We start from the raw sequence: 18,125 nt of genomic DNA, 5'->3' as shown, positions 1-18,125 counted from the left end.
CCTCTATCTATTTAATTTGTATGATATTAGCTTGCGATTTCGGCCAAAGCTTTTTTGAGTTTGGTAACGTTGAGACCCAAAATTTTGTGTTCGCCAATGACCGTCACAGGCAAAGACATCAAGCCTAAATCGTGAAGCTCTTGTCCAAATTGATCATTCAGATCAATGTTTCTTTCTTCGTAGGAGACATTTTGTTCCGTTAAATACTTTTTCAACTGTTGGCAATAAGGGCAATTTGTACTTGAATAAACAATGACATTAGACATCAGAATTCATCTCCTTGTGGGGTATAAGATTATTTGTATTGCGGGATCAGCTGAGCCCGTTTATTAATAAATTTATCGACCGCCATGGCTGCGATGGCTCCATCAGCAGCTGCGACAACCGCTTGCTTCACCGGTGTGCGTCTAACTTCTCCAGCCCCGAATACACCTGCAATAGGTGATTGCATCGAGCTATCCAGAATCATAAAACCGTCCGCGTCCAGCGGAACCTGACCCTGTAGGAAATCTGTTCCAGGCTTACTGCCGGATAGGAAGACAAACACACCATCCACATGGAGTACTTCCTCTGAACCAGAACTCGTACGTATTCTAAGTCCCTCTACGTGCTTGTCTCCAAGAACTTCAAGCGGTTTGGCTTTGTAGAGAAAGTCAGTGCCAGGCAATTCTGGAACGTGATGAACGCCCTGCAGTTCAGGCCGTGGAACAATGAAGTATATTTTATCCGTAAATTTGCTTAACGCTTGTGCTTCTTCCAAGGCTTCCTCTGAATCACCAATGACAGCGACCGTTTTGCCATCGAAAAAGGCTCCATCACAAGTTGCACATGTACTAACGCCACGCCCTAACAAGCTTTCTTCCCCAGGTAGCATACGGTTGCGTCCTTTGGAACCCGTCGCGATAACGATCGACTTACCTTCATAGATACCGTCAGCCGTAAATACATACTTCGTATCGCCTTCCACATCTACAGCAGTAATCGTTGTTTGGATGAACTCCGCCCCAAAACCTTTGGCTTGCTCCCGCATCGTATCAAGCAAATCCTTACCTGATAGCTCCCCAATAACACCCGGGTAATTCGCAATTTTGTGAGTAATGGCCAAAGCTCCTGTATTCGGTGCCTTGTCAATAACGAGTGTCTTCAGATTTCCTCTTGCTGTATAGATAGCAGCTGAGGCTCCCGCCGGTCCAGCTCCAATAATAATGACATCATACATCGCTGTGCACTCCTTTCAACCCATATTGACTGCTTGTCCAATGAGAATCCATATCAGATAATAATTATTATAAATAAATAATATCAAAAGTCAATCCTTTTTAATAATTATTATAAATAAGAAGAAAGAACCCTCTCATAGTCTAACGACAAGAAAATACCCTCATTAGCGACAAGAAAGTCCCTACAATCATCGAAATCGAAAATTTTCACGACAAGAAGATACCTCAAATGCGTGCGGTTACCAAAATCGCGACAAGAAAATACCTATAATAAGTGCTGACATTAATAAGAAAAAAGCCATGGCTGCTAGCTGCGCCTTAGCAAATTCTTAATAAAGTCGGTATTCGATTGAGTACATATTGCGGCTTGAAGCATATCTTTCCCACAGCTGCAAGGAAATGCTTCAAGTACCCGCGGCAAAGTAATACTTCCAGAATCTCAATTAAAACGGGATCCGCAGCTGCAGATCCCGTTTTAATTCATCTAACCCATTCCTAGCAGCTTCTTGAGAAGCATGACTTAGCCACTAAACAACTGCAGAGGATCGAAAAAGAAGCCAAGGACGTTGTTGAATGTTTATCTATTCAGGTAAGATCCTAGCTATTACAGGGATAAGTTCAATTGTTCTAGCTGGTGTTTTAAGAGAGTCTAGTTTGCCTGATTCAGCCGCTCGAGCAATGGATCAAGAGACTCATCCGTAAGCCCGCCTCCGCTAAATGCAACTAAACCGCGAATAGGCAAATACTTCAGGAATGCTGCCATCAATCCTGACATTCCTTCCCCTTCATGGTTGGAAGAGCCGAACGGCGAATGCTTCAGCAAATCCCCTATGATAGAAGCGGCTTGAGGATTCCCCATCAGATCGCCAACTGTTGAATTTCGGGTATACGTCTTCGCTATCGTTATCGTCGAATTCACTTGCATGGTCTTCTTAAGTACGATATCCGCTGAAGATTTCCCGACCAGAATCTCGAACTCGCCTGTCTCAACATGCCAATTATTCATTTCGACGTTGAAATAAGCAAATGATCTCTTGTCAAGCCTAAAGGTGACGGTTTTCTCTTCTCCAGGCTTAAGCGATACTTTGACGAATCCTTTCAGTTCCTTCTCCGGGCGGGACACGCTGGTATGCACATCACGCACATAAAGCTGCACTGTCTCTTTACCAACTCTACTGCCGGTATTTTTTATATTAACCGAAACGTTGACCGAATCGGTGTCGTCCATCTCATCTTTGTCCAGCACTAATCCGCTGTATTCAAAAGTTGTATAGCTTAGCCCGTGACCAAATGGGAACAGTGGTCGAAGCTTCTTCTTGTCATAATAGCGGTAACCTACGTAGATCCCTTCCTTATATTCCACAAGGTCTCCATCACCCGGGAAATTCAAATAAGACGAATTATCACTCAACTGAACAGGGAACGTCTCTGCCAGCTTACCGCAAGGATTGGCATCGCCGAAAAGTAGATCGGCAATAGCTCCGCCCAGCGCTTGGCCGCCTAAGTAAGCCTCGAGCACAGCCTTTACACTCCCGATCCAAGGCATTTCAACCGGGGCCCCATTGCTAAGCACGATTACTGTCTGTTTTTGTACCGCGGTCACCGTTTCAATCAACTCCGTTTGATTGAACGGGAGGTTCAAATGCTCGCGATCAAATCCTTCCGATTCATATCTTTCAGGCAGACCGACGAAGAGAATAACTACCGATGCATCTACTGCAAGCTTGATCGCTTCCTCCAAAAGCTGTGGATTCGTTTGGTCTCCGTTCAACTCATAGCCCTGGGCAAACTCAATCTCCGCACCGCTTCCCGCCGATTTGGCAAGCTCCTCGCTGATATCTTCGAGCTTGGTTGGCTTAATATGCGAGCTACCTCCGCCTTGATATCTCGGCTGCTTGGCAAGTTGCCCGATGACAGCGATTTTGCCGGACTTCGGCATTGGCAAGATGCCGTCCTCGTTTTTAAGTAGCACCATACTTTCACGCGCGACTTCCCGTGCCAATAGATGATGAGCCTCCTGATCGAAGAAAGCCTCCGGCTTCTTGCTGTCGACCGCCTTGAAGACAATGCTCAATATCCGCTCAATAGCCGCGTCGAGCTTTTTCTCTGACAGCCTGCCGCTTTTCACCGCTTCGACGATTTTACGGTCACCGGCGCCGCTACTTGTCGGCATCTCCAGTTCAAGCCCTGCCGACAAACCGTCTGCACGCTCGTTCACTGCGCCCCAGTCAGAAACGACAAAACCCTCATATCCCCACTCGTCCTTCAAGATGTCCGTAAGCAGACGCTCATTTTCAGCGCAGTACTCTCCGTTAAGCTTGTTATATGCGCACATGACCGTCCACGGCTGACCTTTCTTAACTGCTCCTTCGAAGCTGGCCAAATAAATTTCCCGCAGCGTTCGCTCGTCGACGACCGCATCGGTCGTCATTCGGCGGTGCTCCTGATTGTTCGCCGCGAAATGCTTCAACGACGTCCCGACACCCTGGCTCTGCACACCTTGGATTTGTGCGGCTGCCATCTCAGAAGACAAGTAGGGATCTTCCGAGAAGTATTCGAAATTGCGCCCGCAGAGCGGCGATCTCTTGATATTGGCGCCGGGGCCAAGCAAAATGGCGACGTCTTCAGCCTGACACTCTTCCCCTAGCGCCACACCGACCTTGCTGATCAGCTCACGATCCCACGAAGAAGCAAGCCCCGCTGCAGATGGATAGCACGTAGCAGGAACGCTATCGAAAAATCCCAAATTATCTGCCGACGTACGCTGCTTACGAAGTCCATGAGGCCCATCAGTCATCATGACGGACGGAATGCCGAGCCGCTCGATCCCTTTCGTATGCCAAAAGTCAAGTCCCGAGCAGAGAGATGCTTTCTCTTCCAAAGTCATTTGTGAAATCAATTCTTGAATATTTCTTTTCATGGTTACCCTCCTAATGTAATGAAATCAACCTTTAACAGCACCAATGGTCATGCCTTTGACGAAGTATTTCTGGAAGAACGGATATGCGATCAGAACCGGGATAACGGCAATCACCGCAATCGCCATGCGGAATGTTTCGCTCGGCAGCTGCGCAATGCTCTCCCCAGCTTGCGAGCCGATCTCGCTGTTACTAGCCAAGAACTGGATGTCGCTAATAATCCGGTTGAGTACGTTCTGTAGACTGAACAATTTGGGGTTGGTTACATAAATTAATCCGTTATTCCAGTCGTTCCAGTAAGCCAATCCTTGAAACAAGCCTACGGTGGCCAGAATCGGTAGCGAGAGTGGCAGTACAATTTTGTAATACATTTTAAATTCGCTTGCACCGTCTATGCTGGCCGATTCCAATACCGGAACCGGAATTGTCGTCATAAAGAACGTTCGCATGAGAAGCACGTTAAAGCCATTCATTAAAAGTCCCGGAACGATCAACGCCCACAGCGTATTCTTGATATCGAATAGTTGTGTATAAATCAAGTACGTTGGAACAAGGCCGCCATTGAACAACAAAGTGAAAAACAGCAGAAAGGCGAAGAATGTTCCGCCCGGCAAATCGCGACGCGATAAAGGATAAGCGAGCAATGATGTGATTAATAGACTTACCGTTGACCCTATTATGGTTATGAGAATTGTAATCCCGTAAGCATTAAAAACGAGCGACGATTGCTGCCACAAATATTCGTATGCGCTTAAACTGAACTGTTTTGGAAATAAAGAATACCCATTCTGCAGGATTGTCTTTTCGTCCGTTATTGACGACATTGTCAAAAGAACAAACGGAAGCAGGCAACTGAGTGAAAACAAGATCATCACAAGATGTGCGGCCCACTGCCAAACACGATTTTCATTATTCATGTATATCCCCCTTAGAACAGCGCGTTTTCTTTGTTCACTTTTCGAACAACATAGTTGGAAACAATAACGAGCACGAATCCGACTACCGATTGATAGAAGCCAGCGGCAGATGACATGCCGATGTTACCAAGCTGCAAAAGACCGCGGAAAACATAAGTATCGATGACGTTCGTAGTATTGAAGAGGGCTCCTGCATTCATCGGGACTTGATAGAACAGGCCGAAGTCTGAGTAGAAAATGCGCCCGATTGCCAGTAGCGTCAGCATGATGATGACGGGAGTGATAAGCGGTATTGTAATCGTACGAATTTGCTGCCACTTGGATGCCCCATCCAGCTTCGCCGCTTCGTAATATTCCGGATCAATGCCGATAATTGCAGCCAGGTAAATGATACATGCGTACCCTGCGCCCTTCCAGGTATGGACCAAGGTCAGAATGACCGGCCAGTATTTCGGCTCGTTGTACCAAGAAATCGGCTCGATGCCCAGCGCCGGCAGGATCGTCTTATTCATGAATCCGCTCTCGATGCTCAGCATCGAAAATACGAGATAACTGACCAATACCATCGAAATCAGAAATGGTAGAATGATAATGCTTTGATACAGACGGGACGCAAACTTGCTCTTGATTTCGTTCAGCAGAATGGCGAAGCCAACCGCAACGACGAGGCCGATCACAATGAAAGCTGCGTTATAAAGAATCGTATTGCGGGTAATCACATAAGCGTCAGATGTTTGGAACAGAAACTTGAAATTCTGAAAACCAACCCAATCGGACCTCCATATTCCTTTAGCGAAATTGATGTCCTTGAAAGCAATCGTGAGACCGAACATTGGTAAATAATTATTGATGACCAAATATACAATTCCTGGAAGCATCATTAGATAGAGCGGGCTGTATTTCCAAATTCTCTTCCTGGCATTGCTATGCGTACGTTTTGTCATTCCGAAAGTTCCCCTTTCCATTTCTATCGCCTTGTATGGTATCTTGCTGTACTCTCATAGTAATGAAATCCGGTTCGTCCCACTACCGTTTCTACGACTTTTGGTTTGCACTTTGCCGACTAGCCTTTCACACTTGATTCAATAAATTGTCCCTGTCAACAGGCAAAGTTGACAGGGACAATACAGTAATCATTTTTCTATCGCATTCAGTTCTTTGTTGATAACTGCCAACAATTCCGGGACAATATTTAATTGCACCAGTTGGGACATTTTCTGAATGGACATAACCCCTCTCATCACCTCAAAGAACGGATTATTGGCCATATGTTCAAAGTATTTAAGATATACTGTTTTCGCCTCTTCATTGCTATAGAGGTCTTCAATCGTGTCAAATGTAGAATAGTATCCGTCTTTCAATTCGATAGGCTCAGCATTGGATAGATCAAATTTTTCGAACCAGTTGACTACATTTTTTGCTGTTTCCGGTTTAACATGGATATAACTTTGGTCTATTTCCGCTGCATGATGAAGCACAATCTCATCCGTATGGATGACGCCAAATTCATCCGTAGCTTCGACTTTTACATAATTATCCCCTGCTATCAATGGTACATCCTTTATGATTTTCATCGGTGCGCCGCTCTTGATTTCGGTAAACAGAGTCTGATTTAGATAAACTTTGACATGATCCAAATTGGAAAGGATCACAATATCATTGAGCTCTTGGTGTCTATTCACAAATCGGCGGCCGGCTAGATGAACGAAGGGAACCTTAGACCAATAAGCTTTATAAAGATAAAAGGCGTCCTTTTTGATTTTCCGGTCAATGGTAACAAGTCCCTTCAAGTTTTTTCCGGTTTCGCCGCCTTCATTTCTATTGGCGCTGCCAAAATCAAACATGTTCCATACATAACCACCTAATACAAACGCTCGCTTATCGAAAGTTTCCAGAGCATTTTGATGGAATAACAGCTGGTATTCCTCCGTATAATCTTGGACCTGAGGCGTATAAGAATGGTACTTAGGATTCGTATCCACCCCGTATTCGGATACGAATACAGGAATTTTAGGTTGAGCTTGATGGAACTCATCAAGGCGATCTTGCAAGTCTTTGATTTCACCATAATACCAGCCGTAGTATAAATTGTATCCGATCAGGTCAGTAAAGCTATTTATAATACTTTCATTTTCGACACCGTTAATATTAGCTTGAACTGTTAAGCGACTAGGGTCAAACTGTTTGGCCAGAGCCTCCAGTTTTCTGATAGTCTTATAGGTTTGCTCCGTCTCGACACCAATTGTAATCTCATTTTGGATACCCCAACAATAGATAGAACAATGATTATAGGCCTGCTTAATAAGCTTTTCCAGCTGTTCTTCCGCATTATGATTTTCCGGGTCCTTGGTGGAAGGAACGCTGATAAATGGAATTTCTGCCCATACCAACAGTCCGTAACGGTCGCATAAGCTGTAAAAATAGTCATCATGCTGGTAATGGGCAAGACGAAGGCTGTTCGCTCCGATTTCCCGGATCAAGGCCATATCTTCATCCATATGCGTTTTCGTAATAGCATTGCCTACACCGACGAAGTCCTGATGACGGCATACGCCGTTTATCTTGACTGGTTTGCCATTCAAGAGCAAGCCTTGTTCCGTCGTTGCTTCAACCGTCCTAAATCCTATCGCGACATGCCGAGAATCGCAGACTTGTCCCTCGATGACGACGGATACCTCTACCGTATAAAGATAGGGTTGATCTACGCCGTCCCAAAGAATCGGATTTGCAATTTCGCTTCTTATGCTGAATTTTGCTTCATTTTCAAGAACAAGTTCTGAGTTTGCCTCCATGACTGTTCTTCCTTCTTCATCCTTGAGTAGTATCTTAAGTACTCCCTCTTTGGAGACGGAGGATTCATTCACGATTTGACCATGAACGGCCAATTCAAATGTTTCTGGGGCAATTTTCTGTTGTGTCAAATACACTCCATCCCGTCCGTTGTCCATAACGTCAAAGTGGATAACGTCCATGACAAGAAGCTTCACTTCTCTGTACAAACCGCCATAGAAGGTGAAGTCAGCCATTAGAGGAAACACCGTATTGTCGTAGCTATTATCAACCATAATGGTGATAAGATTTTCCCCTTCCTTCAAGTAGGGGGTTAAAGGGACCCTAAACATGGCATATCCGCACCGACTGTCTCCGGCCAAGCTGCCATTGACATAAACATGACCCATATTCCCGGCGGCGCCGATTTCCAGGTAGATGCGTTTTGTCAAATCCTCATGGGAAATGTCCAAAATCCGCTGATACCAGCATTGCCCTCGATAGTACTGTTCGCTGCCGCCTTGACCGTCTGTATCGTTCCAAGAATGAGGCAGTGTGACAGACTGACCGTCTTGTATGGACTCGAGTACGTAGGTGGGATTATTAGTTTTTATGAATATCCATTGATCGTTTAATGGCATGACTTGTACCATAATAATTTCCCCTTTTGGTGTTTATTTCTGAGACTTTGATTCCTGTCAAAAAATTCCCCGACCAACAAGGATGTTGACCGGGGCAAATGAATAAGTGCCGAAATGATTATTTTCTGCTTTTCGCCCACTCGTCGAGCTGCTTTTGCTTCTCTGCGATTATTTTGTCAATTCCGGCGGATTTCAGCTTGGAGATAAACTCTGGCAAGATTTTCTCCGGATCGACACTCCCAGTCTCAAGCGGAAGCTTGTACTGCGTAACCACGTTGGTTACCGCGGCATATTCAGCCTTGACCGGATTTGCGTCGAACGTAAAGCCCAGCGCCTTCGACTTTAATGCCGATTTGTTGAATTGATCCATCTTTTCCCAAATTTTTGGATCCTCACCCTTAAATACATAGGATAGGAATTGATTACCGAACATATATCCCATATTCGGGTTGTAGCCCGAGGTTTTGGCGTCAACGCCTTGAGGGAAGTCGATGACGTTATCCGATTTGACATAATGTTTCCCTTCCACACCCCAATCGAACAGGTTGACGATATCTTTGTCTGCATACATAAGGTTCAGGAAATCCATCGCTTTTTCCGGTGTTTTGGAGTTAATTGGTATCCCCCACATGACACCTGTGACGTTCGTAGTTGTAGAAACAGGCTGAAGCAAGCTTGCCGTGACCATAGGCACACCGCTGCTCTTCGTTTCTTGCTGTTCAAACCCTGGCTTCATATTGGAGAAATAGGCAAATCCGCGGTTCGACTTGATCAAATCAAACTGAGAAGTTTTATTCGTTGAGGCATCTTTCAGAATCAAGCCAGATGTATACCATTTTCTCATCTTTTTAATAAACTGAGCATATTCATCCGTTTCGTACAAATTGACTACTTTGAGATTATTGTCAAAATTCGGAAGAACACCAAGTGAATCCCCAAGCATATCAAACGTACGGTACGAATCGAGCATCGTTCTGCCGATACTGCCTGGAATCAGCGGCGTCACATTTGGCTCTTTCTCCTTGATCGTTTTTAATGTTGCCTCCACATCGTCCAAAGTACGTATTTTACTGACATCGATTTGATACTTGTCGACTAAATCCTTCCGCATTGTCAGACCATTATACGCGGCAAAGTCGCGGATGGTAGGAATAGCATAGATTGATCCAGCAATTTTGGCTGCCTTGAGATAGTCCGATTCCATCGCTTTTGCAATCCCTTGGCCATGCTGTTCGAGCAGTTTATCAAGCGCAACAATTTGACCTTTTGAAACATAGCTGCTGTAGCCGGTGCCTGATACAAACATTAAATCCAGCTTTTCGCTGCTGCTCAGCATCAGGTTAACTTGCTGCTCCCAGTTCCCAATGCTGATCGGCGTCAACTTCACAGTTGCATTGATTTTTTTCTGTGCGATTTGATTAATGGAATCCTGCACCAAGGACATCTCCTTAGGCACTGCACCGAAAATCGGGAAAGCAACAGTCAGTTCCGTCGGTTTTTCCTCCGGCTTTGCCGTTTTATCCCCGGCTACCGGCGCCGTATCTCCGCTATTGCTGCTGCAAGCGGATAGAACAAGCATAGATCCTATAATGAGTGCGCTTACCGACATGAATCTCTTCTTCATAGTACTCCCCCATTTACTATTTGGCGTTTGCCTACTGAAACTGTTTGCGATACTCGGAATCTTCAGCAAGCATATCTTTATTTTACTTTTGCTGCAGATTCGTTTCTGCTCCGCTTACGACTTTTCACTGTGCATTTGCCGACTACCTTTCACTCTGAGCTGTTTGGTGCATCTGACGATATTCAATCGGATTCAGGTCGGTATGCTTCTTGAACATCCGGGAGAAATGGGAGAAATTCGCATACCCGATATGCGATGCCACGGCGCTGATCGGCATATCCGTTTTCTCGAGAAGTTCCTGGGCAAGCTTGAGCCGTTCGTGAAACAGATAATCCGATACGGCCATGCCGGTTTCCTTTTTAAAGATCCGGGTCAAATAGTCCGGATTCAAAAACACGTGATTCGCAATCTCTTCCCTCGACAAGTCTTCTGCAATATGCTGCTTAATGTAACTAATAACTCTTTGGACAACACTGAAGGATTGTTCAACTGTGTTCACATACTCCATCGCTTTGCTTACAACGTGGTTCATCCATGCGATCAGATCGGTAACTGAGCGGGTCGCGTTTGCGGAAAACTCCAGCGAGATGGTATCGCTAAACAATTGATGAGCTTGAATTCCTTTCGTCTGGAGCATATAATACATCATTTGTTGGAAATTCTGGTAAAATTGGTGAAGTAGTTTCGCATCCAAACCATCCTGTCGCAACAGAAGGTCCAAAAAAGAGGTTGCTTCCTCCAATACTTTAGCGAACTCCCCCTCCTTCAGCATAATGGACCACGTGCTCATGTCGGGGAGCTGTTTAATATTAGGTTGTATTTGAAACCCGGAAAGCAGGAAAACCTTATTGTTATATGCCACGTTGCTTTTCTCATAGTCACCAAGCCGTTTCACCATCTCAAACATTTCGTGACTACGTACTTTCTCACCAATATAACAGGAAAGATCGCAATAAAAATACTGCCCGCAGGCGTCAATATAACGTTTGCAAGATTGCTTCAGCAACAGTTCGATGTCGGAATAACCTTCTGCAGATAAGATAGCAAGCAATCTTCCGCTATCTAATGTGATAATCTGTCCGTTCTGTTTGTTCCCAAGTATGATTTCTTCAGCGGTATTTTTCAGAGCATACTCCAATATCTTTTCTTCGCGCATTGTCACTTGCTTGTGCCATCTCTGCACACTAATTAGCACCGGGGCAAATGTCATTTTTTCGGCATAAGGAATGTTGCGATCCGCCGCGGCACGACTTACCGACTCCGCTCTGGGCGGTATCGTCTGGTTGATGATATCCAGCCAGAACCGCTCAATCAGCATTGGTTGATGTTGGAACCAGAATTGGCCGTATTGGCTGAATTCAATTAATTCCGAATCTTTATTGATTTTCTCAACCGCTTTGAGGATCGTTTTTTCCAACTCATCGAACGGAATCGGCTTGAGAATGTAGTCCAGACTCCCTAACTGGAGAGCTTGTTGGGCATATTTGAAATCAGCATGACAGGTCAAGAAAATCAGCGCCGTGCTCGGATATCGTTCCATAACCCATTCCGCCAGCTCCAGTCCCGTAACTTGCGGCATCTCGATATCGCAGAGCATAATATCGATTCGCTCATTTTCGAACAGCTCTTTCGCTTGTTTTACGGTAAAAGCCGAGAATACTGCGGTTATACCAAGCTTCTGCCACTCGACTCCCGACCGGACTCCTTCAACAGCATGTATTTCATCGTCTACAATCAATAATTGAAGCATACTAGGGGAGCCCCTTTCCTATCTTTCCGATTGATATGGAAGCTTGATTTCTATAACAGCGCCGCTAGGGAAACCATTGTAACAGGATATGGCAGCATGCTCTCCATATAACAGTTGCAATCGCTTACGAACGTTCCAAATACCAATATGCTCGCCTTGTTCGTCGACCACGCGGTTTCCAGAACGAATCTCGGCTAATACTTCCTCCGAAAATCCTTTGCCAGTATCTCGAATGATGATTTCGATATTGGGCTCCAGTCCGGTTTCCATCAAGTCGATGGCAACGGAAATATGCACGGGTTCGTCCAGCGTGACACTGTGCTTGATGGAATTTTCCAAAAAGGTTTGAATCACCAAGGGGGGGATCGGAATATTTTCCAGGAAATCGGGTGAATCGATCGTACAAGTTAAGCTGTTTGGAAACCGGAGCTCCTGAATCCGAATATAGTTTCGGACATGCTGCAATTCTTCCCGCAACGTAACGAACGTCAAATTACTTCGAAACATGAATCTGAAATACTGGACAAGACATAACGTCATTTCCTGAATCAATTCGTAGTTTTTCACTTGTGCCAGATTAAACAGGATGTTCAAAGAATTCATGAAAAAATGCGGGTTAATCTGCAGCTGCAAGTGTTGAAGCTCCGCTTTGTGCTTGCTAAGCTGTTCTTCGTACACATTGATTTTCAACTCTTCGATTTGCGACATCATGCGGTTAAAGGTTTGGTTGACCAATAGAAATTCATCAGAAGCCGGATAAGACTCGATTCGAACGTTCACGTTTCCATCATTGATCCTTCTCATAACTGCAATCATCCGTTTAAGCGGAACGAGCAGAATGTGTCGGAGAAAAAAAAGACTTATCGGTATAAGCACAATGGTGGCAAGTGAAATCACCTCTATGACACGCGTCAAACTAGGCAAATTTTGTAAAATTTGTTTGTCCGGAATAACCGCTACCAGGTTAAAGTCGCCTTTTTGCGAGGGCTCCCCGACAATTAGCATGTTATTCTTGCTTCCAGACATATAAAACTGCTGAAAGCTTTTCGAGAAATCAATGTTTTCATCAGGCAATGGATTGGTGCTGACCATCAACTCCCCTTGATTTGTTACAAAAAGAGCGCTCCCTTCGCTGCCCAAATTAATTAGATTCAACGGGATGAGCAGAGTCTTAGCGTTGACCCATGCCCCGATATACAGATCACCCGATTGAATCACGCGCAGCATGTAATAGTCTTGTCCGATTTTCTGAACGAACCAGCCACTGCCACGAATCTCCGCAAGGTTAGGATGTTCGCTCAGCAAACGTTGTAAATATTGCTCAACCTGATCCCTCTCCGGAAATGTAACCGATGCTTTGAAAACGTCCAACAAATCCTGTCTTGACCGTGAATACACATAAAAAGCATCGACCGATTTATAAAGAACTATATCGCTTGATAGTTTATCTGAAACGCTATGCTTGGCCAGCTGATATTCGTCCTCTGAATTAGGAGTATTCATGGATCGGATATCATTATCCGAAGTTACTAAGCTGATCAAATTTCGATCCGCATCTTGCAGTTGGGTATCGATTTGCCCCTCATACAAAGAGATTAAATTTTTAATTGACGACGCCACCTGATTGTGTACGACATGAATGCTGTAGAAATTATTGTAGATCAGCAGCGTGATGAGAGGAACTGTCACAAAGAGCAGCCCGGCTACCAGCTTGAACCGAATGGAATTCCATGATATATGCGGAAGCCGCAGTCCCATCCAATGTCTCTCCCTTCTGGAAATCTAAAAGGACCGCCGAGAATCCTCTCAGCAGTCCATCCTTATTCATTAGTATGCCAACGTAAATCATATAGGATTCCAACCATCTTCGCTACCGTTTTGACGACATATCACTATACATATAACGACTTTAGCCGTCTTTCGCTAGACTGAGGAGGATTTCATAATCGGATCACTCGTACGGGTCCAAGGAGTCCGCTCGGTTCTTGCTGCGCAAATGCCGATAAGAAATCGGGTTGTTCCTTCACCAAAGTATTCGTAACTTCAATAACTAGCTTGTTTTTCCCTTTTTTTATTAATCCATTGATCTCAACGCGGTAAGGCGGACAAATGCGAACTCCTGCTTCCTCACCGTTTATCCATACTTGTGCCGTCTCATAGACCTCGCCCAAATCTAGAAGAGCTTTTTCAGTAGACTCATTCCATTCAAACTCCATCTCATAACGGAATGTACCTGTAAATCGAGGTAAATAATCAGGCCTACTCATATTCGTTGAAGCTCCCAGTTTTCCCCATTCCTTAAAATGCGGATAATGTTCAGCCTCAGAAGTGGAAATGATCCATTCGCCTTTTAGTTCATGTTCCGTTCCAGCAATATACAACGGTAACGCATCAAAACCTTCAAGGGCAGTACCATGAAGCAGTACGATGGACTCATATGGATGAAGAACAACCTCCACCGCATTGACATCATTCTCTCGAATTACATGTAATCTAGTTAACTGATTCAAGAATGCATCATAGGCGAATACATCACCTTGGACAGGCAAAACAATTTTCGTACGAATGGTTCGATGTGGATGTTCGTTAAAAAACATAAATACATCTAAACCGTCATGAAGATAGTGGTAGTTACGAAGATACGGCTCGTGTGAGTCAATGCTTACCTCATAATGTCCGTCTGCAATCAGTTCTTGCGCCAGATCATCTAAAGCAACAACCTTTACATTCAAATGATTTGCAAGCCAAGTTAATTCAGCTGAAACCTCGATACCCTCGCTCGATCGTGCTGGCAGCCCATCGACAAAGCGAACAGCTAGTCCTTGTTCGGAAAACTCCACCAAACGACGAATCATTGCTGCCGGAATCGCCTCTGCATAGGGTACTATAAGGCACTGGAAATCCTCATTATTGACATGCAGCTTGTTGTTTATCACTTTTGCTGCATCCAGAAGAATATCGATTGGAAGAACATCGCAGTCGATCTGATGCTGCATCAATTGCTTCACGGGTTTTTGAAAATACATCGCTTCCCCAGACCATTCAGCTTCAGCATGATACACGACACCCGCAGACGCCACGTGCCTTCCGCCTGAAATCAGATGACTAATCCGATTCATGTATTGATTTAAATGCTTGTAATAACGGTACTGCGGATTTTTCCCGCCTGCATACATATGCGGCGGACAATCCGGATCAGGCGCTTTCTGTGTAAAGGCATGCGGGACAAAATAATTGACGCCGCGGACTAACATATGATCTGTAAGCCATTTCATTAACTTCAAACCTTCCGTCCAGCCGTACGCCCCATACACTTCGCACATTGTTCTACCTTGTTTTTTCGGATCGACATGTGAAAGCGATACACCAAGCTTAGCGAGGCCATAGTGAAAAAATTCGCTATCCGTCTCCCCCGCCGGCCAGCGGAAAGGCAATTCATCGAAGCCGGGGACGATCTGCCACATCACCACATCAAGCCCAGACATATCTTGTCCCCCTAGTGAGCGGAAAAAATGTCCGGCGCCAGAGCCAAGTCTTGCATGCACATTGTTGTCTTCAAGGACATGTCCGATGTATTCGACCCCACGAGCTCTGCACCACTCTCCGATTTGGCTGCAAAAGTTGTCCGCGTAGAGCTTACTGACAATATTCATATAGGTGTACCGTATGATATTGGACTGTTCTCCCGCATCCTGCCAGAGAAGATAGAGGAATTTACGGTATTCCTCACCTAGAGCCTGCTCAAGCAAAACCGACATTTCACTGCTCCAAGGAAGCGGCACTCCTTGTTTTCCAGGTTTTGAATTGAAGTCAAAGGTAGTCTTATCATTGTAAAATCCAGGTTCGTCCGAGAAGAATCCAGCAAATGTCTTTCCGAAATCTTCCTTGTATCGTTCATACACAGCCTCGTACACCGTATCGAGCAGAATACGGACGGAATCTCGATCTATCGGGTTCAGATAATCTTCCTGCTGCTGGCTGCCGCCATCTTTATTTTCTGAAATGATAAATACTCGCCAATACCCAACAGGGATATTCCAATACAGGATACCGTCTTGCACAAGATCTGTGATGTCAATACAATCATCGAGTAATTCTCCATTAGAAGGATGCCGGCGTACTGCGACAACGGAGATTAATTTATTCTTTCCACTCGCTTTTTCGGGCTGTGAGATGGTTGGTCTAAGCCCACGCAGTAACAAAGTATCCACCAGCAGAGAGGTGCCTTCTGCAGGACCGATAGTGTCGATATAACGTTCACCCAAAAACTTGCGATGAAGCTCCTCTGGAGCCTCCTTCACTTTCCCCGCCGCATGTCCAGTTGGAAAATGATCGTCATCAAGCAGCCATACCTTCATTCCACGATCCCGAGCTTCATCCATAATAATGTCCATATCCGTCCACCATTTCGGTCCTAGGAAATCAGGATGGGGACGAGCTTCAATACAAACGGCTCCGATTCCAGATTCATGAACACGGGCAATTTCTTCACGTATGACCTGTTCTTCCTCACCATGCTGCCAAAGAAAAGGTAGGATATAATTATGTTCTTGCCCCTCAAGCACTTCCTTAATACGATTACTCATTATAGTGTAGCCCCCTATTTAGGTTCGGTTCATTCGATTCCCGAGATTAGATTGAAATATCCGCTCGACTTCGATGGGAAGCCGAGCGGATATTAGCGTTAACCATTTATTTTTTCACTTTTGTATACCATTCTCTTGCGCGCTTCGTAACCTCTTCGCCGCCAGATTTGTTCCATTTTTCTACAAACTCATCGAATTTGCTGATCGGGTACTGCCCTGTAATGATCTTGCTAGCGTATTCGATATAGAGTGTGCGATTATTGATATCCGGGAAACCCTCATATACACTCGCCGGCATTCCGTCTCCAGCAATGACTTTCGCATACTTCTGGGCATCCTGCATGATTTGAACGGTTTGATCAATTTCCCACATTCTATCTTCCGATGACGTACTTTTCAGGAGATTACTTGTAAAATCAAGGGTCGAGATTTTGGCATAAGGATCTAGGATAAGGTTCTCTTGGGTACTTTTATCATCCGGAAGTTTAACGGCTTTGCCATCCTTCATTGTATAGTGCATGCCTTCAACACCCAGGTACAAAGCATTCCAATTCTTCTTGTCATACATGTTGTTCAGTAACTTTAAAGTAGCCATTAACTTCTTTTGATCCTTTTCATTCTTCACAACCCAGGCCGGAGGTGTAAATCGCTTCCAAGTATAGAAACCCTTATATCCTTGAACCTCTGGTATTGGAAGAGAAGCAAATGTACCTTTCACACCACTGTTCTTTTGCAAATTATCCAAATAAAGATTGGTTTGTTCTGCCCAATGGAAGTAGTTGCCTGCCTTATTAGCTGCAACCTTGCCGTCCCACTTCGCTTTATCATTCAGTAGGGATTCTTTATCGATTAATCCGTCCTTGTACATCTTGGAGATAAACTCTAAGGCAGACTTCATATTCGGTGATACTGCGGAATAAGTCAGCTTGCCGTCATATAAATCCCAATCCGGATAGCCTTCAAACATAGCTACTCCGTACATCGCAAACAGTTGATCCATCCAGCGTGCTTCCTGACGACCACCAGTCGGAAGCTCATCCTTCTGCCCGTTGCCATTAGGGTCCTTGTCCCGGAATGCTTCCAAAACTTTGACGTATTCGTCTTGCGTCTTCGGCATCTGTAAGCCCAGCTTGTCTAGCCAATCTTTGCGGATCATGCCAGAATATCTTCCGTAATCTACCATACCAGGGATATAATAAATTTTGCCCTGACCAGTAGGATCATTCGCTTTCACAATATCCCACATATCCTTAGGAATGGCTTCCCATAAATTCGGGGCATATTTCGGTAGTAAATCGGTTAGATCGGCGATAGCTCCATTTTTGGCTAAGGTATTTTCGATTCCCTGTTGCGGCAAAAACAAATCGGGTAATTCACCAGATGCGATCTTTAGATTTAATGTATTTAAATAGGCCGTCCCTCCATTCCATTCCACATATGGACTGATAACACCTACGCCTAATTTTTCTTTATAGAATTCATACAATTTGCTGCCTTTGGTGGTTGGTTTATACCCGATGTTAGTTCCCCAGACTTCAATATCAACAATGTCTTCCGCCTTTGGAGATACCCCTTGGTTCGGCGCTGCCGATGAAGAACTTGCACTTTCGGAAGAATTCGTTTTGTCGCTACAGCCTGTTACTACTGTAAAAGCAAGGGCGCTGACTGCTGCAAGTACCCCAATCTTTTTGATGACCATT

At 44.8% G+C, this 18,125-nt stretch carries 11 protein-coding genes; all 11 read right to left on the bottom strand.

Annotated features, from left to right (window positions below):
* Positions 1-26 precede the first annotated feature (26 nt).
* Positions 27-266, bottom strand: coding sequence for a glutaredoxin family protein (locus AC58UU_RS10935; protein ID WP_029196850.1), 240 nt, complete (start codon positions 264-266; stop codon positions 27-29).
* Positions 267-295: 29 nt separating this feature from the next.
* On the bottom strand, positions 296-1,219 hold the full coding sequence (locus AC58UU_RS10930) for an NAD(P)/FAD-dependent oxidoreductase (protein ID WP_497315465.1): 924 nt from the start codon (positions 1,217-1,219) through the stop codon (positions 296-298).
* A 650-nt stretch (positions 1,220-1,869) separates the two neighbouring features.
* The gene (locus AC58UU_RS10925; RefSeq protein WP_497315463.1) at positions 1,870-4,140 is read right to left on the bottom strand and encodes a beta-glucosidase; all 2,271 of its coding nucleotides are present in this window, start codon (positions 4,138-4,140) and stop codon (positions 1,870-1,872) included.
* A gap of 24 nt (positions 4,141-4,164) precedes the next feature.
* Entirely contained in the window at positions 4,165-5,055 is an 891-nt protein-coding gene (locus tag AC58UU_RS10920; RefSeq protein WP_497315461.1) for a carbohydrate ABC transporter permease, read from the bottom strand.
* Positions 5,056-5,066: 11 nt separating this feature from the next.
* Positions 5,067-5,999: an ABC transporter permease gene (locus AC58UU_RS10915; RefSeq protein ID WP_497315459.1), complete on the bottom strand. Its 933-nt coding sequence runs from the start codon at positions 5,997-5,999 to the stop codon at positions 5,067-5,069.
* Between the two features lie 189 nt (positions 6,000-6,188).
* Positions 6,189-8,477 (bottom strand): glycoside hydrolase family 2 protein, encoded by a 2,289-nt coding sequence (locus AC58UU_RS10910; protein ID WP_497315458.1) that lies wholly within the window; start codon positions 8,475-8,477, stop codon positions 6,189-6,191.
* Positions 8,478-8,583: 106 nt separating this feature from the next.
* Complete coding sequence (locus AC58UU_RS10905) at positions 8,584-10,089, bottom strand: ABC transporter substrate-binding protein (protein ID WP_497315456.1); 1,506 nt, start codon at positions 10,087-10,089, stop codon at positions 8,584-8,586.
* 142 nt (positions 10,090-10,231) lie between these two features.
* Positions 10,232-11,839, bottom strand: coding sequence for a response regulator (locus AC58UU_RS10900; RefSeq protein WP_497315454.1), 1,608 nt, complete (start codon positions 11,837-11,839; stop codon positions 10,232-10,234).
* An 18-nt stretch (positions 11,840-11,857) separates the two neighbouring features.
* Entirely contained in the window at positions 11,858-13,597 is a 1,740-nt protein-coding gene (locus tag AC58UU_RS10895; protein WP_497315452.1) for a sensor histidine kinase, read from the bottom strand.
* 182 nt (positions 13,598-13,779) lie between these two features.
* A complete protein-coding gene (locus tag AC58UU_RS10890) occupies positions 13,780-16,425 on the bottom strand; it encodes a glycosylhydrolase-like jelly roll fold domain-containing protein (protein WP_497315450.1) in 2,646 nt (881 codons plus the stop codon).
* A 106-nt stretch (positions 16,426-16,531) separates the two neighbouring features.
* Positions 16,532-18,124, bottom strand: coding sequence for a type 2 periplasmic-binding domain-containing protein (locus tag AC58UU_RS10885; protein ID WP_497315448.1), 1,593 nt, complete (start codon positions 18,122-18,124; stop codon positions 16,532-16,534).
* Position 18,125: the final 1 nt, after the last annotated feature.

Source organism: Paenibacillus sp. JT22N1, from assembly GCF_059692155.1.
Note: the sequence above shows the minus strand (reverse complement) of the source record. Positions and strands in the feature narration are given on the sequence as shown.

Excerpts from the sequence above, each read along its gene's own strand:
- AC58UU_RS10935 (WP_029196850.1), bottom strand. The coding sequence starts at position 266 with ATGTCTAATGTCATTGTTTATTCAAGTACAAATTGCCCTTATTGCCAA.
- AC58UU_RS10930 (WP_497315465.1), bottom strand. The coding sequence starts at position 1,219 with ATGTATGATGTCATTATTATTGGAGCTGGACCGGCGGGAGCCTCAGCT.
- AC58UU_RS10925 (WP_497315463.1), bottom strand. The coding sequence starts at position 4,140 with ATGAAAAGAAATATTCAAGAATTGATTTCACAAATGACTTTGGAAGAG.
- AC58UU_RS10920 (WP_497315461.1), bottom strand. The coding sequence starts at position 5,055 with ATGAATAATGAAAATCGTGTTTGGCAGTGGGCCGCACATCTTGTGATG.
- AC58UU_RS10915 (WP_497315459.1), bottom strand. The coding sequence starts at position 5,999 with ATGACAAAACGTACGCATAGCAATGCCAGGAAGAGAATTTGGAAATAC.
- AC58UU_RS10910 (WP_497315458.1), bottom strand. The coding sequence starts at position 8,477 with ATGGTACAAGTCATGCCATTAAACGATCAATGGATATTCATAAAAACT.
- AC58UU_RS10905 (WP_497315456.1), bottom strand. The coding sequence starts at position 10,089 with ATGAAGAAGAGATTCATGTCGGTAAGCGCACTCATTATAGGATCTATG.
- AC58UU_RS10900 (WP_497315454.1), bottom strand. The coding sequence starts at position 11,839 with ATGCTTCAATTATTGATTGTAGACGATGAAATACATGCTGTTGAAGGA.
- AC58UU_RS10895 (WP_497315452.1), bottom strand. The coding sequence starts at position 13,597 with ATGGGACTGCGGCTTCCGCATATATCATGGAATTCCATTCGGTTCAAG.
- AC58UU_RS10890 (WP_497315450.1), bottom strand. The coding sequence starts at position 16,425 with ATGAGTAATCGTATTAAGGAAGTGCTTGAGGGGCAAGAACATAATTAT.
- AC58UU_RS10885 (WP_497315448.1), bottom strand. The coding sequence starts at position 18,124 with ATGGTCATCAAAAAGATTGGGGTACTTGCAGCAGTCAGCGCCCTTGCT.